Source organism: Arthrobacter sp. NPDC090010 (assembly GCF_044748305.1).
Lineage (GTDB): Bacteria > Actinomycetota > Actinomycetes > Actinomycetales > Micrococcaceae > Arthrobacter_E.
Genome location: NZ_JBIVFT010000010.1, coordinates 83611 through 99623, shown reverse-complemented (window position 1 = coordinate 99623; position 16013 = coordinate 83611). Strand labels below are relative to the sequence as shown.

Genomic DNA, 16013 nt, shown 5'->3' with positions numbered 1-16013 from the left:
CCATCGATTGCTCCGCAGCTGTCGTTTTGAGGCCCGAAAAGGACGTTTACGGAGCAGTCGATGGGGAGCGCTCGGCGGCGGGCACTTCCACCCCGGCACCACCGCGGCGCACGCCCGGGATCGCGAAGAACGGCATGAGCCACTGGACCAGGGGCCCGATGCACAGCGCGTAGGCCACGGTCCCCACCCCGAGCACGCCACCCAAGGACCAGCCGATGGCGGCCACGGTCACTTCGATGAGCGTCCGGCACAGACGCAAGGACCAGCCCGTGCGGCGCGCCAGCCCGGTCATGAGACCGTCCCGGGCTCCGGGTCCGAAGGAGGCCGCGATGTAGCAGGCCGTGGCCACGGCGTTCAAGAGCACGGCCGCGAGCAGGAACACGATCTGCCAGACGAGGCCCTCGACCCTCGGAATGAGCGGCATGGACAGATCCACGAACAGCCCCACCAGCACGGCATTGGCGAGCGTGCCCCAGCCTGGCTTCTGCCGCAACGGGATCCACAGCAGCAGGATCAGGAAGCTCAGCACGATGATGACCACTCCCGTGCTGATCCCGCTCAGGCGGGCGACGCCCTGATGCAGGATGTCCCAGGGAGACGTTCCCAGCCCGGCCCGGATGAACAGGGCGATGGAGAAGCCGTAGAGGGCCAGGCCAGCGAGCAATTGGGAGATTCTGCGGAACATCATGACCCAACATTCGCAGAAAAGTGGCTATGAAAAACATAGCCACTTTGAGATACTGGCTTGATGAACCAGGCCACTTCGGGAACCGCCTTCGTCCGGCTCCTCGGCGAGTGGCGCCGTGGCGCGGCGCCCGTCTACCGGGAGCTGGCCGACGTCGTCCGCCTGCTGATCCTGGACGGACGCCTCCCTCTCGACTCGTCATTGCCCAGCGAACGCGCTCTCGCAGTGGCACTGGGGGTCAGCCGCACCACCGTCACCACGGCCTACAACGAACTGCGCGAGGAGGGCTTCCTCTCAGCCGGCCAAGGCACCCGGGCCCGCAGCTGCATCCCGAGCCAAACCCGTGATCTGGAGCTCCTGACTCTAAGGCAGAACTACGCGGCGGGCTTGCGGGCACCGGACGGCGTGGTCGACTTCGCGTACGCCTGCCTGCCTGCGAACGGGGCGGTGGTACACCAGGCGTACACCGCGGCCCTGAGTGAACTGCCCGCCCTGTTGCCCGGCTTCGGCTACGACTCCGTCGGCCTGCCCGAACTCCGGGAGGCGATCGCGGCGCGCTTCACCGCCGAGGGCCTGCCCACCACGGTGGACCAGGTCATGGTCACAGCGGGCGCGCAGCAGGCCATGTCCCTCGCCCTTTCAGCCTTCACTTCACCGGGACAGCGAGCCGTCATCGAGCACCCCAGCTACCCGCACGCTTTCGACGCGATCGCCGCGCACGGCTGCAAGGCGGTTCCGATCGCGTTCCCCGAGGACGGCCCCTGGGACACCGAGGCCCTCGAAACCGCACTCGCCCGGCACCGCCCGGCCGTGGCGTATCTGATCCCCGACTTCCACAATCCGACAGGACGGCTCATGCCGGTGGAACAACGACGCCGCGTGGCCCGGGCGGCATCCGCCTCCGGAACGGTGCTGATCGCGGATGAGACGCTGCGGGCCATCGGCTTCGACGGCGCCGCGCCCGCGCATCTCGGTTCCTTCGCGCCCGGCGTGGTGACGATCGGTTCGCTCAGCAAGACCCATTGGGGAGGTCTGCGGATCGGCTGGGCACGGTCCAGCACTGAGAACATCCGACGGATGAGTCAGGCCCGGACGGCACTCGATCTGGGAGGCCCGGTGGCCGAACAACTGGCGGCTCGCCATGTGCTTCAGCGAGATCTCGTGGGACTTCCGGAACGACTCGTGGAATTGCGGGAACAGCGCGACGTCCTGACCGGACTGCTTCGGGAGCATCTCCCCGATTGGCGCTTCACTCTGCCCGAGGGCGGGCTTTCGCTCTGGTGCGCACTCCCCCGCTCCGCGCGGTCATCCGCTGAAACGCTCAGCAGTTCAGCCCTGACCATGCTGACCGCACCGCGCGGGGTGCGACTCGCCGCGGGCCCGCGCTTCGGAGTCGGCGGCGCCTTCGACTCCCACCTTCGGCTGCCCTTCACACAGCCTCCCGAGCTGCTCGAACGCGGGATACTGGCGCTCCGGGACGCCGTCCGGGAGTTGCGCACGACGCCGGGACTGCGCCGGCGGCTGCCGGAACCGCCCGCCGTCGCCATCGCCTGAGGCGGGCCGTCCGGGCTTCGGGCCGTCCGGCTTTCGATTCAAGCGCCGTGGGCGATTCGCTCCCGGGCCGTTCCAGTCCCGCGCCCCACACGGACGTGCCCCAGCGCGCCTGCCAGGCCGAAGCGGGGCATGTCGCTGTAGACGGTCTCGAAGTCGCCAGGGCGGATGCGATACGTCTCATGCCAGACTCCGACGTCGCCGCTGCCCGCCGCCTCCTTCATGAAGCGACGCCACGGCTCCAGATGAGGCGCATCGCGGTCGGCCGCGAAACGGTTGAGGTGCTCCGGACTCTCCCAATAGCTCAGGAGCACGGTGGTTCTCCCGAACCATGAGTGAGATCCCAGCAACCCCGCCTCGGGATGCCCTTGCAGATGCGCCAGCATGCGCGGCATCGCGGACGCGACCCGCCAGGTCCTGCCGAGCTTCCACCAGCGATTGGCCCGCATGCCGATGAGGAACACGGTGACTTCGGCACGTTCGCCCTTCTCGTCCAGAGACGCGGTGTAACGCCCTGGGAAAACCTTCGGAACCATGATTCCTCCGTTTCATAACGTTGTTACAAAACAACGTTATGAAACAATGGGTCACATGGCAAGACCTGTGACCCATGACGCCGCTCTGAGGCAGCAGCTTTTGGATGCGACCGCCGAACTCGTCGCCGAGCGCGGCCCCTCGCAAGTGACCCTCCGGGAGCTGGCGTCAGCAGCCGGCACCTCGACCACCGCGATCTACGCCCTCTTCGGGGGCAAGGCACAGCTCCTGCGCGCAGTCGTCGATCACGGATTCGCCTCATTCGGCGCAGCCCAGCACGCTGCGGCCGCCGGAGGTCTGAAGAAGCTTGGCCGCGCCTACCGGGAATGGGCCCTGGAGCACCAGGCTCTGTACCGGCTCATGTTCGGAGGACTGCTGAGTCTGCAGAGCGAATGCGAAGGCGGTTCCCCCTCCTCCGACATCACCCAGCTGCCGCTGCTGAACGCCATTCGCCAGGGTCAGGGGGCGGGCATTCTGCTGCCCGCCCCCGCCGAAGAAGTCGCCGCGATCATCTGGGCCCAGGTCCACGGCATGGTCAGCCTGGAGATGGCCCGCCTCGACGCGCCCGACACCGATTGGAACACGCGCTACGAGACGGCCCTGGACTCCATCGAGCGGGCCTGGGCCGTCTGATCTGCAAGGCCCGCCAGACCGCCTGATCCGCCCGGCCGCCCCGCTTCAGGCGTAAAGCCCATGGAAGTAGGCGCTCCACGACGACGCAGTGGCCTCAGAGTCCCCCGAACCGGAGAAATCGTGCACCGTGAGGCCCACCACGGAACCGAAGCTGTCCCGGCCGAAGAAGCGGTACATCGCGTCGGCCGTGCGGATGCCGAAGAACCACTGGTTGCTGAAGTCGAGTTCACCCTCCAGAACACCCACTCCCGGCACGTCGACGGACACGGCGTCCCCCGCCGTCGCACTGGAGATTCCGAAAGCCGACTTCAGCGCGTCGAAAGAACCCTGCACACCAGAGCCTTCCGGCCCCTGCACATCGGTGAAGACCACGGGCTTGCCGTCAAAATACGTGAGGTACTGGTTCAGGCTGTGCTGGTAGAAGACCGTGTGCTTGGACGCCCCGTCGTACTGGCCTTCCCAGTTGTCGGTGAAGATGCCACTGTGCACATAGTGCAGACGGGAGCGGCCATCGGGCAGCGCCTCGATGGTGTTCTCCAGCTGGTTGAACCAGCCATCCGGGCCGTCCATCCTCGAGATCACATGACTCGGGTAGTCCTTGACGGGGTACTCGGCGGGCCACTGGTCCGTGGGGAACATCCACGCCTGCGTCGCGTTGTTGATCGCCTCCCAGACGCGCTCCGGGGTGGCGTTCAGTTCGCCGACGGATTCGATGCGGAATTCGCGGTTCTCACTCATGGTCCTGCTCCTTGCTGTCATGGGGTTCGGTGATGACGGTGGTGTCTTTGAGAGTGGGGTGCAGCGCCACGACCAGACGGTGGCGACGCGCCCCGGGCACGTCGTCGTGATATTTCTTCACGAGTCCATCGACGACGGCGGAGAGCTCCGCCGCGAAGGCCGCACGATCGCGGGCATTGGCGAAGTCGAGTTCGGCGTCGATGGCGAAGGTCGCCAGAGGTTTCCGGGCAGCCACTGCCCCGGCGAGCAACTTGCCCACCTCCGCGACCAGCCTCCCGGCGAGGGCGAGAAGCCAGAAGGCGGAGAACCGGTCGCTGTACTTCTCGGGCTTCGGCGCCATGGACGCCAGAGCCTGGGGCGAGATGAGATAGGAGGCCGCACTGGATTGCATGACCTTCTCGGTCATGTTGCCCTTGCGACGCTCCTCGATCAGCTGCACCAGACCGGCGGCCTCGAGAGCCTTCAGATGGTAGTTGACCTTCTGCCGCGGCGCACCGATCCTGCCCGCCACCATGGAGGCCGAGGCCGGTTCCACCAGGGCTTCCAGGATCTGCGAGCGCATCGGGTCCAGCGAGACTTCGGCGACGCGGGGGTCTTCGATGACTTCGATGTCCTTCATGGCTCCATCGTGTCACCGACAACTTTTATTGTCAAGAATAATTTTGCTTCCTTGCATCGACTGCTCCGTGGTTGTCGTTTTGAGGGTCCAAAACGACAACCACGGAGCAGTCGATGAAGGCCTAGAGCGCCTCGGCGACCTCGACCAGCAAGCCCTCCGGCCCCTTGAGGTAAGCCATGAGGTAGACGTCCTCATAATTCACCAGCTCCCGGACCAGACCGTAACCGGCCGCCTCGGCGCGGGCCACGACGTCGCGCACGTCATCCACCTGGTAGCAGATGTGGCTGAAACCGTAGGCGTTGACGGGACGGCCAGTGGATTCCCCCTCGGCGGGCGGCGATATGAAACGCGTGAGTTCGAGTTTCCCTTCCCCGCCGCCGGGAGGCCGCATCATGGCCATCTCCACTTGAGTGCCGTCCAGGCCGTTGACCCGGTCCGCCCAGGGGCCTCCGACGTCGGCACGGCCCTCCACCTCAAAGCCGATGGCCTCGAAGAAGGCGATGGCACCCTCCAGATCCTGCACGGTCACACCCACATGGTCCAGCCTGAAAGCAGTCATGGCGCCAGCCTACGCGCGTCCCGTATCCGCGGAGCCCTCGAATTCAGATTGCACTTTCTCGGGACTCCACGCCGGGAAACCCCGAGAAAGTGCAATCTCGCCAGAACCGGCGCGGAGCACGGAAGCCCGGCCCGGCCACTAAACTGACCCGGTGATGCAATCCCCCCTCCCTGTCCGCGACGGCGTCAACGCCACCCGCCTCCGGCTGCCGCAGGACGGACCATGGGAGACGGCGCTCGATTACATGCTGCACCGCTGGGGACACGTCGACCCTCAGGGAATCCTGGACCGTTTCGACGCGGGCGAGATCGTCGGCGAAGGCGGCGTCCCGCTGAACCGTTCCACTCCCCTGAGCGAACACGTCTTCATCTGGTATTACCGCACCTTGCCCCCGGAGGAGCGCCTGCCCGTCGAGCTGTCCATCCTGCATCAGGACGATGACCTTCTGGTGGTGGACAAACCGCACTTCCTGCCGACCACTCCTGGAGGGACATACATTCAGGAATCGGCCTTGGTCCGGCTCCGGAAGCAGCTGGATCTCCCGGATCTCATTCCGATGCATCGCCTCGACCGCATGACGGCGGGTGTGCTGCTGCTCTCCACGAATCCGGCGACCCGTGGGAAGTACCAGGTGCTCTTCGAGAAGCGGAAGGTTCAGAAGGAGTACGAATGCGTCTCCGCCGCGGTCCCGACGCAGGGCTTTCCGCAGCCGGAGTTCCCGGCCCTGGTGCGCAACCGGATGACCAAGTCCCGGGACTATCTGCTGGCTCAAGTGGTGGATGGAGAGCCGAACACCGAGACGCGCATCGAGCGTCTGACCGTCGTCACGCCAGGGAACGACGACGGCGAATCGCCGCTTCGCGCCGGCGGCCGCGCGTTGTATCGCCTGGAACCGCACACCGGTAAGACACACCAGCTGCGGGTGCACATGGCGTCACTCGGACTGGGCATCCTGAACGACCCGTTCTATCCGGTGCTGCGGGATAAGGCACCGGACGACTTCGGCAAGCCGCTGCAGTTGCTGGCCCGTGGCATCCGCTTCGTGGACCCGCTGTCCGGCAAACCGGTGGAGTACCGGAGCGGGCTGACACTGTCCGAGGCTCACTGAGACTGGGTCCCCACCATAGGCATCTCCAGTGGACGATGTCAGCCTTCGCGGACGGTCTCGCCATCCGCGGCGGAAATCCGAAGCCCCTGCAACGAAATCGAACCGCCGTTCAGGTGCACCGCGTCCGAGCCCTCGCCGTGGGCCTCGATTCCTTCTCCGACGGTGAACGATGCGACCTCACCGCCGACTTCCAGGGTCACCACGCGGTCACCCCTCGTCGAGAGCCGTCCTCCGATCTCGATCGATTCGACGACGCCGCCCCGCTTCACGCTGAGCGCCACGGCCTGAAGCAGCACCTGGACTCCCTTGACGAGGCTGAGCCCCTCCCCGCCTTTCGTCGTCACGTCGCCACGGACGGTCAGAGAACCCATCGGCTTGCTGATCTGGATGCCGACCGATCCGCCACCCGTCGTGACGATGCTGTCGAAAGTCGCCGCCTTGAGGCTGCCGTCGTAGAGGTTGAACCCGCGAGCGCCCTTGCCGGTCGTGGTGATCGGCGCCCTGACGTCCAGGACGCCGAGGCCTCCGAAGTTCACGAAGCCGATGCCACTCGGACCATGGGAGGTCACCGGCGCGGACACCTCCCAGAGGGAGACCTCGCCCCAGTTGTCCAGGACCATGTCGTTCTGGCCGTAGGTGGTCACCGCCCCGTCTGTGGCGACGCGCTCCACTTCAGCGCCCGAGATCACGAACACCCCACCCGAAATCAGATCCGGCGTGCCCGGCGGGATGGCACCGTCTGTGTGGATCTCCCCGGTGCGAAGCTCACTCACCTGGATCGTCCCGCCGTCGGACTGACCGTTCCAGTCTCCATGACCGCCTACGAAGACCCCCGAACCTCGGACCGGTTCCTCGGCACTGCCCGCCGAGACGCCCCGCAGTTCAGCGGTCAGGACCACCTCAGGGTCGGATTGCAGATTCCAGAGCGTGAAAGCCCCCTGCAGTGCCTCGACGCCGAAACCGTGGGGGCGCAATGCTCCTCCCCGGACATCCGCGGTCGTCACCACGACGTTCTCGGCATTCACGTGGCCTGAGCGGACCGCCTGGTCCGCCAGGAGAAGAATCTGACCCCGCGTGGTGACGTTCCGGAGCACCAGGGTTCCCAGCCGCTCCACGGACGTGTCGTTCAGCAGTGCCACCTCGTCCCGGGAGGTCAGGATCGTGACATCTTCAAGGGTGTTGTCCGTGGTCAGTCTGACCCCCTTCGCACCGAAGCGAAGCGTCCCGCCGCGCAGTGCCGTACCGGGCGGGAGCGTGATCATGGGCATCCCGTGCAGTTCGCCCTGAACTTCGATGTTCACCGCTCCGCCGCTCAGCGCGTCGAGCAGTTCCTGTGGGGTGGAAACTTTCACTGTCGTCATGGCCGCTCGTCTCCTGTGCCTGTCATCGGTGATGAATGACTTCGTAATCCCCCAGGACGCCGGCTCCCTGCTTCCTCGCGTAGTGTGAAGCACCGGCTACTGACAAAGTACTCCGCACGTCAAGGGCCCGGCCTTCAGGAGGGCAATGAGCGCCCCAGCATCGCCATGAACACGATGACGCCCAGAATGGCCAAGGCCACGCAGATCCAGCCGAGCACCTTACCCGCCGTCGCGGCGACCCCCAGCGCCTCGGCTCTGTTTGCCTGGACCAGCGCAAGCGGTCCGAAGACGACACCCAGCACGAACAGCCCGATCACCCCGAACAGCGCTGCCTGAGAGCGATGATTCACACCCTGGAGATATGCCGCCTGCTCCTCCACCGGAAGCTGCCCGGCACGGAGCCTCGCCAGATAGGCCGCATCCTGCCGTCCCGTCCCGGAAAGCAGCAGCACGAGAAGCACGACTCCTGCCACAACGGCGATCCCGATGCCGAACATCATCATCACGATCGGCCACGGCCCGTCGAACAGCCTGCCCATGCGTTCCCCCTCACGTCGTCGTTGTCCACACCTTAGACCGTTTGACCAGAGGCTTAAAGCGGCGAGGGTGCGGAAGAACTCCTTCCGCACCCTCGCCGTGCCATCGACAGCTACGCCGTCGCGACGCTCCGCGAGCGCGTTTCGAGTGCCAGGTACGCCAGCAGACCCACCACCAGGCCCACTACGGCGTCCGACAGGAACGGCGCCGCGAAATGGACGACGACGGCGGCTGCCGCACCGATCCCCCAGGCGATGAACGCCGTGCCGCGGAACGTCCGTTCCGGGCGGCCTGCGTTCTTCCTGGCCAGGATGATCTGATCCGCGATGAGCACCGCGCCCAGCGGCGGGACCAGGACGCCGAGGAAGGCCAGCCAGTTCACGAAGTAGTGCCATGCACCGACCAAGGCCACGATCACGCCCACCACACCCAGGATGAGCGTCAGCTTACGCATGGTGGATCTGGTCAGGTGGGACCAGCCCAAGGCCCCGTTGTAGAGGCAGTGCGTGCACACGGAACCCAGGTTGATGACCACGAAGACCAGCACGAGGATCTGCAGAACAGGGTTGCCCGGCCCGGTGAGGATCGGGGTGAAGTCGCCACCGGCGCTCGTCGGATTCGCGATGGCCCCGGCCGCCACCAGCACGGCACCGCTGAGCTGCGCCACGAGGGAGGCGAAGGGGAACGCGGTGGCCGTGGCGATCACGGCCTCCTTCCCGTTCCTGGACCAGCGCGTGAAGTCCGCCGTCATGGTCCCCGAGTCCGCGAAGGTGGCCATGATGGAGGTGACGGCCACGCCGAACGTCATGCCTCCGGCGCCCTGGAAGCTGGTCAGCGCGCTGAAGTCGTGCTCCTGAGCGGCCAGGATCATGGCGGTGGCGGCGGCCACGATGAACAACGGGGCCGCCACGGCGCCCAGCCAGGACAGGGCCTTGATGCCCAGGTAGGTGATGCCGATGAAGGCGACACCCGCCAGTGCCGCCACCAGGGTCTCGTTCCAGCCGAAGGCGGCGTTGAGGCTGGCCCCGGTGGCACCGGTGTTGAAGGCGAACCATCCCACCACCACGGTGGCCAGCAGACCGGAGGCGAAGGCGTAGCCCTTGCTCCCGAAGGTCTCCGTCGCCTGGAGCGCGAAGCTCTTGCCCGTGCTGCCGGCCCGGTGACTGAGCAGGCTGACGTAGACGAACATGATCAGGTTCGCCACCAGGATGGCGGCCACACCGGGCCAGAATCCGAGCATGGCCACCACCAGGCCGCCGGGCACGGCGTTGGTGAGGATCATGGGGAATCCGAACCAGACGGAGGAGACCGTCAGCAATGACTTCCGGTGGCTCTGGGGCACCGGAGAGTGCTCGAACTCCGATTCGAGTTCCGAACCTGCGGCCTTCTGCGCCGCGTCAGGGGTTGTGCTCATGTGTTGTCCTGAGGGGAAGCCGTCAGCCGAGCCGATCGGCCAGCGCGATGATGGCCTTCTCGAAGCAGTCGACGGGTGGGTGGGTGATGCCGGCGCCGATCATGCCGATGCCGGCCTCCTTGTGCGCGATGGCGGTGTTGATGATCGGCACGATGCCGGTCTCCAGGACCTTCCGGACGTCGATCCCCGTAGGAATGCCCTGGAAACCCAGAGCGGGAATGGTGACGTTCGGGTTCTGATCGGTGGTGATGAGCGCCATGTCCCGGGTGTAGGCCATGGCTTCCTCGACGGTGCCTCCGACGAGCGCCACGATGGCAGGGGCGGCCGCCATGGCGAAACCACCGAAACCATAGGTCTCCGTGATGGCGGAGTCTCCGATGTCCAGGCCGGAGTCCTCCGGCCTGTATCCGGCGAACATGGGGCCGATCACCTTCTGCGCCGGGCCCGTCAACCAGTGATTGCCGGGCAGACCGGAGACCCGGACGCCGAACTCGACGCCGTTGCGTGCCATGGTCGTGACGATGGTCGATCCTTCGATGCCGTGAGCCGCGTCCAGTGCCGCCTTGGCCGTGGCCATCCACGTGGGCCCGGAGAAGTAGTCCGAGCTCGCGATGAAGTCGAACACCTCCTTCTTCTGGGCCTCGGTGAAGGAGGACTGCAGCAGTCCGGGTGCCAGCGCCTGGAACAGCAACACGGTTCCGGCGATGTTGCGGTTGTGCGCCTCGTCTCCCATGTGCAGGGCCTGGGCGAGCATGAGCCGCAAATCGATGGGACCCGTGAGCTCCACGGCTTCCTTGAGCATGGGTCCCAGGACATCCCGCATCCAGACCAGGCGGTCCACCACGCTCTGGTCGTTCGCCCCCATGCGCAGGATCTTTGCGAGCTGCTCGGAGAGGTTGGTGAAGGCATAGTTCCCGTGCGTCTCGTTGCGCACCACGTGCATGTACATGGACGGGCTGGTCACCCCGGCCATCGAGCCCACGCACTGGTGCTCGTGGCACGGCGAGAAGGTGATCGACCCGGAGGCGGCCACCCGGGCGGCGTCGTCCAGATCCTTCGCGAGGCCCTCGAACACCAGGGCACCCGTCACGGCACCCTTCATCGGGCCGGACATGTCCTCCCAGGCCACCGGCGGGCCTGCGTGCAGGATGGTGGTGGGAGTCATGCCGGGAACGACGTCGAGTGCCCGCCCGAAGCCCACGAGCATCGGCTGCGCGCTCTTGATCCGTTCCACGGCCTCGGCGTTGGCGGCCTCGATGCGGGCCGCGATGGCCGGTTCCGAGAGCTTGTCCAGGGCCGCGATGACCTCCGGCTTGCCGCCGCCCGGCGGGGTCCAGTCCAGGGTGCGCACCGGCGCCCCCTGACTGCGGATGTCGTCCTCGAACATGCTCAGGCCGATGTTGACCACATTGAGCCGTCCACCGAAAAGTTGTGATGCTGCCGTGCTCATGCTCCGGCTCCCTTCTGTGCGGCCGTGCTCCGTGCCATGGAGTTCCTGGCGATGGCACGGGCGAGCTCGCCCGTGACGGTACTGCTGCTGGTGACCGTGACTCCGGCCTCGGCCAGGGCGGCACGCTGAGCGTCCAGTGTCGGGGTGTCGAGTTCGGTCCCCAGGACGTAGGCGATGATCTCCAGGTGACGGCCATCCTCGGCCGCGATGCGCTGTGCCTCCCGGATGGCCGGCAGTGTCACACCGGCCGGGTCTTCGTGGGCTCCGAAACCGAGCACGAAGTCCATGACGATGGCCGCCACGCTGGGATCCTTGGCTTCCTCCACGATGCGGGCCAGGCGATTGGACGGGTCGATCATCGGGTGGGGGCGTCCATTGGTGAACTCGTCGTCGCCGAAGTCGAGGAAGCTGTGACCTCTGCTGGAATCCGCGGCACCGATCCGGAACGCCGGATCCTTCTGGATGTTGCTGTACACCTCCTGCCCGTCGTTCAGCAGCGCGTACATGGACTCATCGCACAAGGTGCCTCCGCAGAAGAGTCCGCGGACGTTCATCTGCCCCTCGCCGAGGCGCCCGACGACGGCGTCCACCTCCGCGGCGTCGAGCGTGTCCGGGGCGCTCGCGGCGGCGGAGGAAAGCTCCACGGCCTGGCGTGCTGCGTCGACGCTGCTGGCGGCGAAATGGCCACCGGCGGCGACGACGGCGTCCTGGGAGCCTCCGATGAAGTAGACGACGACAGGCTTGCCGGCATTCGCGATCTCCGTGAGGACCTTCGCCTCCGTCGCGGCTGCAGGCGGCTTGGACACGAGAACGATCACCTCGGTGCCCGGGTCAGCGGCGAGGGCACGGATGCCGTCGATCATCATGATGCCGCCCGCCTCGGCGCTGAGGTCCCGGCCACCGGTGCCGATGAGCTGGGAGACCCCGCCCCCGAGAGCGTGGACCTGGACGCTGACTTCTTGGGAACCGGTGCCGGAGGCGGCCACGATGCCCACCGTGCCGGGGCGCACCGCGTTGCCGAAGCAGAGGGCCACGCCATTGAGGATCGCGGTGCCGCAGTCCGGTCCCATCATGAGAAGACCGGCGTCGTGCGCCTGCGTCTTGAGCGCGATCTCATCCTCCACGCTCACGTTGTCGCTGAACATCATGACGTTCAGGCCGGCGTCGAGCGCCTTGCGAGCCTCGCGGGCCGCGAAGGTGCCGTTGACGGCGATGACGGCCAGGTTGATGTCCGCATCCTCCTCGACGGCGGAGGCGATGGTCCGGTGTGAGACCTCCGCCGCTCCTCCTGTGGGGGCCTTGCGCACCAGGAGGTCCTCGATCTGCGGAACCAGGGCACCGCCGTCGGCGCCCTCCGCCGGCACGACGACGATCATCAGATCGCTGGTGCTGGCCGCCCTGAGCTCGTCGGAGAGCAGCCCCAGATTCTCCAGGACCCCCTTGTTCATCTCGGTGGCCATCGCCACGAACGCCTGTTCGACGCCGTCAAGCTGATTCGCCTTGGTGGAGATCGACATCAGGGACACTGAGTCGAAATAGCTGTTCTTCTTGATCACTGTTGTGACACTCACACGGAACCTCTCAATTCCCTTTCCACGTGAAGTCCGGCAGACAAGCCGGACAGGATATCCGTCCCCGAGGTCCGTCCGATCGCCCGGACACGGACCAGTTGGGCTTGGACGTGCTCGAGCGGCTCGCCATCGCGGGGTGCGACGGCGAGCATTCCGTTCAGGAGTTCGAGCAGGCTTTGGCGTGCACGGCCTTCGGCGGCCTCACGCAGGGTGGCCTCGGACACGGCGGTGGTCCGGGCGGGATGGGAGTCGAGGACGGCCAGGAGACGCTCTCCGAGGCCCCTCATACGGCTCCCGGGACGTGCCGCCAGCAGAGCGAGCCCGCAGAGATGATCGTCACCCGCAGGGGTGAGGCCGGAGCCGAGACCGAGCAGTTGAAGGATCGCCTGATCCAGGACGTTCTCTTGGCCTAAGAACTCCTCTTGACCAGTTTTGGAATACCAAATAATCGCTTCAGAAAGCGCTTCGGAACCTCGCGCGAGCCGCTCGTGCACGACCGCCTCAAACGGCCCCGAGGATGACGAGCCCAGCATTCCACCCGCCACTCCATGCCGGGCCAGCCAGTCGTCCAGAGACTGCGCAAGGACATCGAAGGCCGCACCATCCCCTGCGACGAGAGGCGCCGCGGACCACGGTTCCGACGCTTCCCAGTCGGTGAGCAGCGGAGCGCCCGAGGGAAGCGTCAGCGTCGATCCCGTAATGCGAATCCGATCCCCCGCAGCGAGCAGAATGCTTGACCAGTCCGCCACGGCGGCGCGCAGAGTCCATGGAGCGTCGTCAGCCCCCTCCGCAGCCAAGGTCACCAGCCGGCCCGCATCACTCAGAAGGTTGATCGCGCGGGCGAAGACGGAGTGAACGGTCAGACTCTCGCCTCGTCGGCGCGATCGTCGCAGAAGGTCCAGCAGCCGCCCGTCGGCGCTGAGTGCGACGGCGGGTCGCGCCTCGGTCCGAAGAATCACCAGACCTCCCTCGTGTCCACTTTGTTGTTTCAGCGAATCATTGTCGCCTCAGGCGAAATGGTATACCTTTGTGCTCTCAGTATCCATGCTTACGAACGAAGGAAATCCCATGCGTGTAGTGGTGGCGCTCGGCGGCAACGCTCTGGCCCGTCGAGGGGAACCCATGACGGCGGACCGGCTGCGTGCCAATGTCCGCGGGGCCTGCCGGGCGCTCGCGTCACTTGCCCGGGAACACGAGATGGTCATCACGCACGGCAATGGCCCTCAGGTGGGCCTGCTCGCGCTGCAGAATCTGGCCTACCAGGACGTCGCGGCCTACCCGCTGGACATCCTGGGCGCTGAAACACAGGGCATGATCGGCTATGTCATTCAGCAGGAGCTCAGTAACGCCCTTGCCGGGGAGCGGGAGGTGGCCGCCGTCGTGACCACGACCGTCGTCGCCGAGGACGACCCGGCCTTCCATTGGCCCACCAAGCCGATCGGCCCGCAGTACTCGGCGGCTGATGCCGCCGGAGCCGCGGCCGAGTACCGCTGGACCATCGCCAAGGACGGCAACGCCTTCCGCCGTGTGGTCCCTTCCCCGGATCCCGTGCGCATCGTGCAGACCCCCCTCATTCAGCTGCTGCTGGAGAACGACCGGCTGGTGGTCTGCGTCGGCGGAGGCGGCGTCCCGGTCAAGGTGGATGCGAAGGGCCGCCAGACCGGCATGCAGGCCGTGGTGGACAAGGACCTCGCAAGCGCGGCACTGGCGGCGGACCTCGGCGCCGACACCCTGCTGCTGCTCACCGACGGCGACTACGTCAGCGAAAACTGGGGCACCCCGGAACAGCGGGACATCCTGACCGCCTCCCCCGAAGCGATCAGCGAGCTCTCCTTCGCCGAAGGGTCGATGAAACCCAAGGTCGACGCCGCGATCCGGATCGCCAAGGCGGGCGGCCGATGCCTGATCGGCCCCCTGGACCGCCTGGACGATCTTCTGGCCCGCAAGGTCGGCACCGAGATCCGCCCGGATGTCCCGGAGGGAATCGTGTTCGTGGAGCGCACGAAGGGCTGAGCGGACTTTTCCTCCACCCGTGGCCCGATGCCGTGAGCCACCCTGTGTCGTAGCGTTCTCCCATGGACATCAACGACCCCACCACATGGAGCACCGCGCTCTACTGGTGGATCGTGCCTCTGGTCATGGCGGACACCGTTTTCCCTCCTCTGCCGTCCGAAGCGCTGGTCATCACTGCGGGAGCCCTGGCCGCCGAGGGTCATTGCTCTGCGCCCTTGGCGCTGATCCTGGCTGCACTCGGGTCATTCCTCGGGGAACTCGGGCTCTTCCTGCTGTTCAAGCGCCGCCTGAGTCACCTCATGGACCGCTGGACGGTCACGGCCGCCGTCCACCGCGGAATCCGGCGGGCCTTGTCCAGGGCAGGGCGGACTCCTACCTATGGAGCCATCATCGGGCTGAGGTTCCTGCCAGGGGGACGCCTGGCGCTCTCCGCCGGTGCGGGCATCGCCGGGATCCGGACCCGTACCTTCGCCGCATGTTCGGCCGCGGGCAGCGTGCTCTGGTCCGTCTGGATGGTGGGGCTCGGCTACGTCACAGGCCAGACGACCCGCTTGCCGTTCTGGGCCAGTTCCCTCTTGGGGCTGGGCGTAGGCGTGGTGGTCGGCTCGGTGCTGGGTGTGATCGTGACCTGGCGTCGCCGTCGTCGCAGCCCGCAAGATGGTCCTGACCCTGGTTCTGGTTCCGAGTTCGGCGGTGGTTCTGAGCCTGGTCGTGATTCTGAGCCTGGTCGTGATTCTGCGCCCGACCCTGATTCCAGGCCTGGCCTTGGTCCGGAGTCAGACCCTGATTCTGGGCCTGGCCTTGGTCCAGAGTCAGACCCTGGTTCTAGGCCTGGCCTTGGTCCGGAGTCAGACCTTGATTCTAGGCCTGGCCTTGGTCCGGAGTCAGACCCTGATTCTGAGTCAGGCCGTGATCCTGATTCCCACCCCCGCTGAACCCGCTACCAGCGTGCCAACTCGCTCATCAAGACCACGATCTCGCAAGGAACCAGCGACCTCGACCGAAGTAACGAACCCAAGAAGCGAATTCACCAGGGTCCAGACCCCGACCCAAGCAGGACAACACAGGCCCAAGCAGGACAGCCCAAAACCAGCGAACCCAGCCAGGCACACCCCGTGAACCCGCTACTCACGTGCCAACTCGCTCATCAAGATCACGATCTCGCAAGGAACGAGCGAGTTCGCTCCCCTCGGACCCCTGAACTCGCTGCTCACCAACCAACTCGCTGTTCCGACCCCGG

General features: G+C 66.3%; 16 protein-coding genes. 5 read left to right on the top strand and 11 right to left on the bottom strand.

Annotation, left to right across the window (positions count from 1 at the left end; translation table 11 throughout):
- Positions 1-46: 46 nt before the first annotated feature.
- Positions 47-688 (bottom strand): YitT family protein, encoded by a 642-nt coding sequence (locus tag ACIPXZ_RS14645; protein ID WP_400595571.1) that lies wholly within the window; start codon positions 686-688, stop codon positions 47-49.
- A gap of 60 nt (positions 689-748) precedes the next feature.
- On the opposite strand from ACIPXZ_RS14645, the gene ACIPXZ_RS14640 reads away from it, so the two are divergent.
- On the top strand, positions 749-2239 hold the full coding sequence (locus ACIPXZ_RS14640) for a PLP-dependent aminotransferase family protein (RefSeq protein ID WP_400595569.1): 1491 nt from the start codon (positions 749-751) through the stop codon (positions 2237-2239).
- A 38-nt stretch (positions 2240-2277) separates the two neighbouring features.
- On the opposite strand, the gene ACIPXZ_RS14635 is transcribed toward ACIPXZ_RS14640, so the two are convergent.
- The gene (locus ACIPXZ_RS14635; RefSeq protein ID WP_400595567.1) at positions 2278-2772 is read right to left on the bottom strand and encodes a DUF4188 domain-containing protein; all 495 of its coding nucleotides are present in this window, start codon (positions 2770-2772) and stop codon (positions 2278-2280) included.
- 55 nt (positions 2773-2827) lie between these two features.
- On the opposite strand from ACIPXZ_RS14635, the gene ACIPXZ_RS14630 reads away from it, so the two are divergent.
- Entirely contained in the window at positions 2828-3403 is a 576-nt protein-coding gene (locus tag ACIPXZ_RS14630; RefSeq protein WP_400595565.1) for a TetR/AcrR family transcriptional regulator, read from the top strand.
- A gap of 45 nt (positions 3404-3448) precedes the next feature.
- Here ACIPXZ_RS14630 and ACIPXZ_RS14625 read toward each other — a convergent pair whose 3' ends face one another.
- From ACIPXZ_RS14625 to ACIPXZ_RS14615, 3 genes are all read right to left on the bottom strand, one after another.
- Complete coding sequence (locus ACIPXZ_RS14625) at positions 3449-4141, bottom strand: SRPBCC domain-containing protein (RefSeq protein WP_400595563.1); 693 nt, start codon at positions 4139-4141, stop codon at positions 3449-3451.
- A complete protein-coding gene (locus tag ACIPXZ_RS14620) occupies positions 4134-4760 on the bottom strand; it encodes an ArsR/SmtB family transcription factor (RefSeq protein WP_400595561.1) in 627 nt (208 codons plus the stop codon). Before ACIPXZ_RS14620 ends, ACIPXZ_RS14625 begins: the two co-directional genes overlap by 8 nt.
- Before the next feature lie 121 nt (positions 4761-4881).
- The gene (locus ACIPXZ_RS14615; protein WP_400595559.1) at positions 4882-5319 is read right to left on the bottom strand and encodes a VOC family protein; all 438 of its coding nucleotides are present in this window, start codon (positions 5317-5319) and stop codon (positions 4882-4884) included.
- Between the two features lie 154 nt (positions 5320-5473).
- On the opposite strand from ACIPXZ_RS14615, the gene ACIPXZ_RS14610 reads away from it, so the two are divergent.
- A complete protein-coding gene (locus ACIPXZ_RS14610; protein ID WP_400595703.1) occupies positions 5474-6427 on the top strand; it encodes an RluA family pseudouridine synthase in 954 nt (317 codons plus the stop codon).
- A 38-nt stretch (positions 6428-6465) separates the two neighbouring features.
- Here ACIPXZ_RS14610 and ACIPXZ_RS14605 read toward each other — a convergent pair whose 3' ends face one another.
- The 6 genes from ACIPXZ_RS14605 to ACIPXZ_RS14580 form a co-directional block, all read right to left on the bottom strand.
- On the bottom strand, positions 6466-7788 hold the full coding sequence (locus tag ACIPXZ_RS14605; protein WP_400595557.1) for a hypothetical protein: 1323 nt from the start codon (positions 7786-7788) through the stop codon (positions 6466-6468).
- Positions 7789-7922: 134 nt separating this feature from the next.
- Entirely contained in the window at positions 7923-8327 is a 405-nt protein-coding gene (locus tag ACIPXZ_RS14600; RefSeq protein ID WP_400595555.1) for a hypothetical protein, read from the bottom strand.
- 110 nt (positions 8328-8437) lie between these two features.
- The gene (locus ACIPXZ_RS14595) at positions 8438-9739 is read right to left on the bottom strand and encodes a cytosine permease (RefSeq protein ID WP_400595553.1); all 1302 of its coding nucleotides are present in this window, start codon (positions 9737-9739) and stop codon (positions 8438-8440) included.
- A 22-nt stretch (positions 9740-9761) separates the two neighbouring features.
- A complete protein-coding gene (locus ACIPXZ_RS14590) occupies positions 9762-11189 on the bottom strand; it encodes a DUF1116 domain-containing protein (RefSeq protein WP_400595551.1) in 1428 nt (475 codons plus the stop codon).
- Complete coding sequence (fdrA, locus tag ACIPXZ_RS14585) at positions 11186-12760, bottom strand: acyl-CoA synthetase FdrA (protein ID WP_400595549.1); 1575 nt, start codon at positions 12758-12760, stop codon at positions 11186-11188. The genes ACIPXZ_RS14590 and fdrA overlap by 4 nt, the downstream gene beginning before the upstream one ends.
- A complete protein-coding gene (locus tag ACIPXZ_RS14580; RefSeq protein WP_400595547.1) occupies positions 12757-13719 on the bottom strand; it encodes a DUF2877 domain-containing protein in 963 nt (320 codons plus the stop codon). The genes fdrA and ACIPXZ_RS14580 overlap by 4 nt, the downstream gene beginning before the upstream one ends.
- Before the next feature lie 109 nt (positions 13720-13828).
- Here ACIPXZ_RS14580 and ACIPXZ_RS14575 point away from each other — a divergent pair, with 109 nt between their 5' ends.
- Complete coding sequence (locus ACIPXZ_RS14575; protein WP_400595545.1) at positions 13829-14773, top strand: carbamate kinase; 945 nt, start codon at positions 13829-13831, stop codon at positions 14771-14773.
- 62 nt (positions 14774-14835) lie between these two features.
- Positions 14836-15708 (top strand): VTT domain-containing protein, encoded by an 873-nt coding sequence (locus tag ACIPXZ_RS14570; RefSeq protein WP_400595543.1) that lies wholly within the window; start codon positions 14836-14838, stop codon positions 15706-15708.
- The last annotated feature ends 305 nt before the right edge of the window (positions 15709-16013 follow it).

Bases quoted from the DNA above. Each gene is read 5' to 3' on its own strand.
- ACIPXZ_RS14645 (WP_400595571.1), bottom strand. From the start codon at position 688: ATGATGTTCCGCAGAATCTCCCAATTGCTCGCTGGCCTGGCCCTCTAC.
- ACIPXZ_RS14640 (WP_400595569.1), top strand. From the start codon at position 749: ATGAACCAGGCCACTTCGGGAACCGCCTTCGTCCGGCTCCTCGGCGAG.
- ACIPXZ_RS14635 (WP_400595567.1), bottom strand. From the start codon at position 2,772: ATGGTTCCGAAGGTTTTCCCAGGGCGTTACACCGCGTCTCTGGACGAG.
- ACIPXZ_RS14630 (WP_400595565.1), top strand. From the start codon at position 2,828: ATGGCAAGACCTGTGACCCATGACGCCGCTCTGAGGCAGCAGCTTTTG.
- ACIPXZ_RS14625 (WP_400595563.1), bottom strand. From the start codon at position 4,141: ATGAGTGAGAACCGCGAATTCCGCATCGAATCCGTCGGCGAACTGAAC.
- ACIPXZ_RS14620 (WP_400595561.1), bottom strand. From the start codon at position 4,760: ATGAAGGACATCGAAGTCATCGAAGACCCCCGCGTCGCCGAAGTCTCG.
- ACIPXZ_RS14615 (WP_400595559.1), bottom strand. From the start codon at position 5,319: ATGACTGCTTTCAGGCTGGACCATGTGGGTGTGACCGTGCAGGATCTG.
- ACIPXZ_RS14610 (WP_400595703.1), top strand. From the start codon at position 5,474: ATGCAATCCCCCCTCCCTGTCCGCGACGGCGTCAACGCCACCCGCCTC.
- ACIPXZ_RS14605 (WP_400595557.1), bottom strand. From the start codon at position 7,788: ATGACGACAGTGAAAGTTTCCACCCCACAGGAACTGCTCGACGCGCTG.
- ACIPXZ_RS14600 (WP_400595555.1), bottom strand. From the start codon at position 8,327: ATGGGCAGGCTGTTCGACGGGCCGTGGCCGATCGTGATGATGATGTTC.
- ACIPXZ_RS14595 (WP_400595553.1), bottom strand. From the start codon at position 9,739: ATGAGCACAACCCCTGACGCGGCGCAGAAGGCCGCAGGTTCGGAACTC.
- ACIPXZ_RS14590 (WP_400595551.1), bottom strand. From the start codon at position 11,189: ATGAGCACGGCAGCATCACAACTTTTCGGTGGACGGCTCAATGTGGTC.
- ACIPXZ_RS14575 (WP_400595545.1), top strand. From the start codon at position 13,829: ATGCGTGTAGTGGTGGCGCTCGGCGGCAACGCTCTGGCCCGTCGAGGG.
- ACIPXZ_RS14570 (WP_400595543.1), top strand. From the start codon at position 14,836: ATGGACATCAACGACCCCACCACATGGAGCACCGCGCTCTACTGGTGG.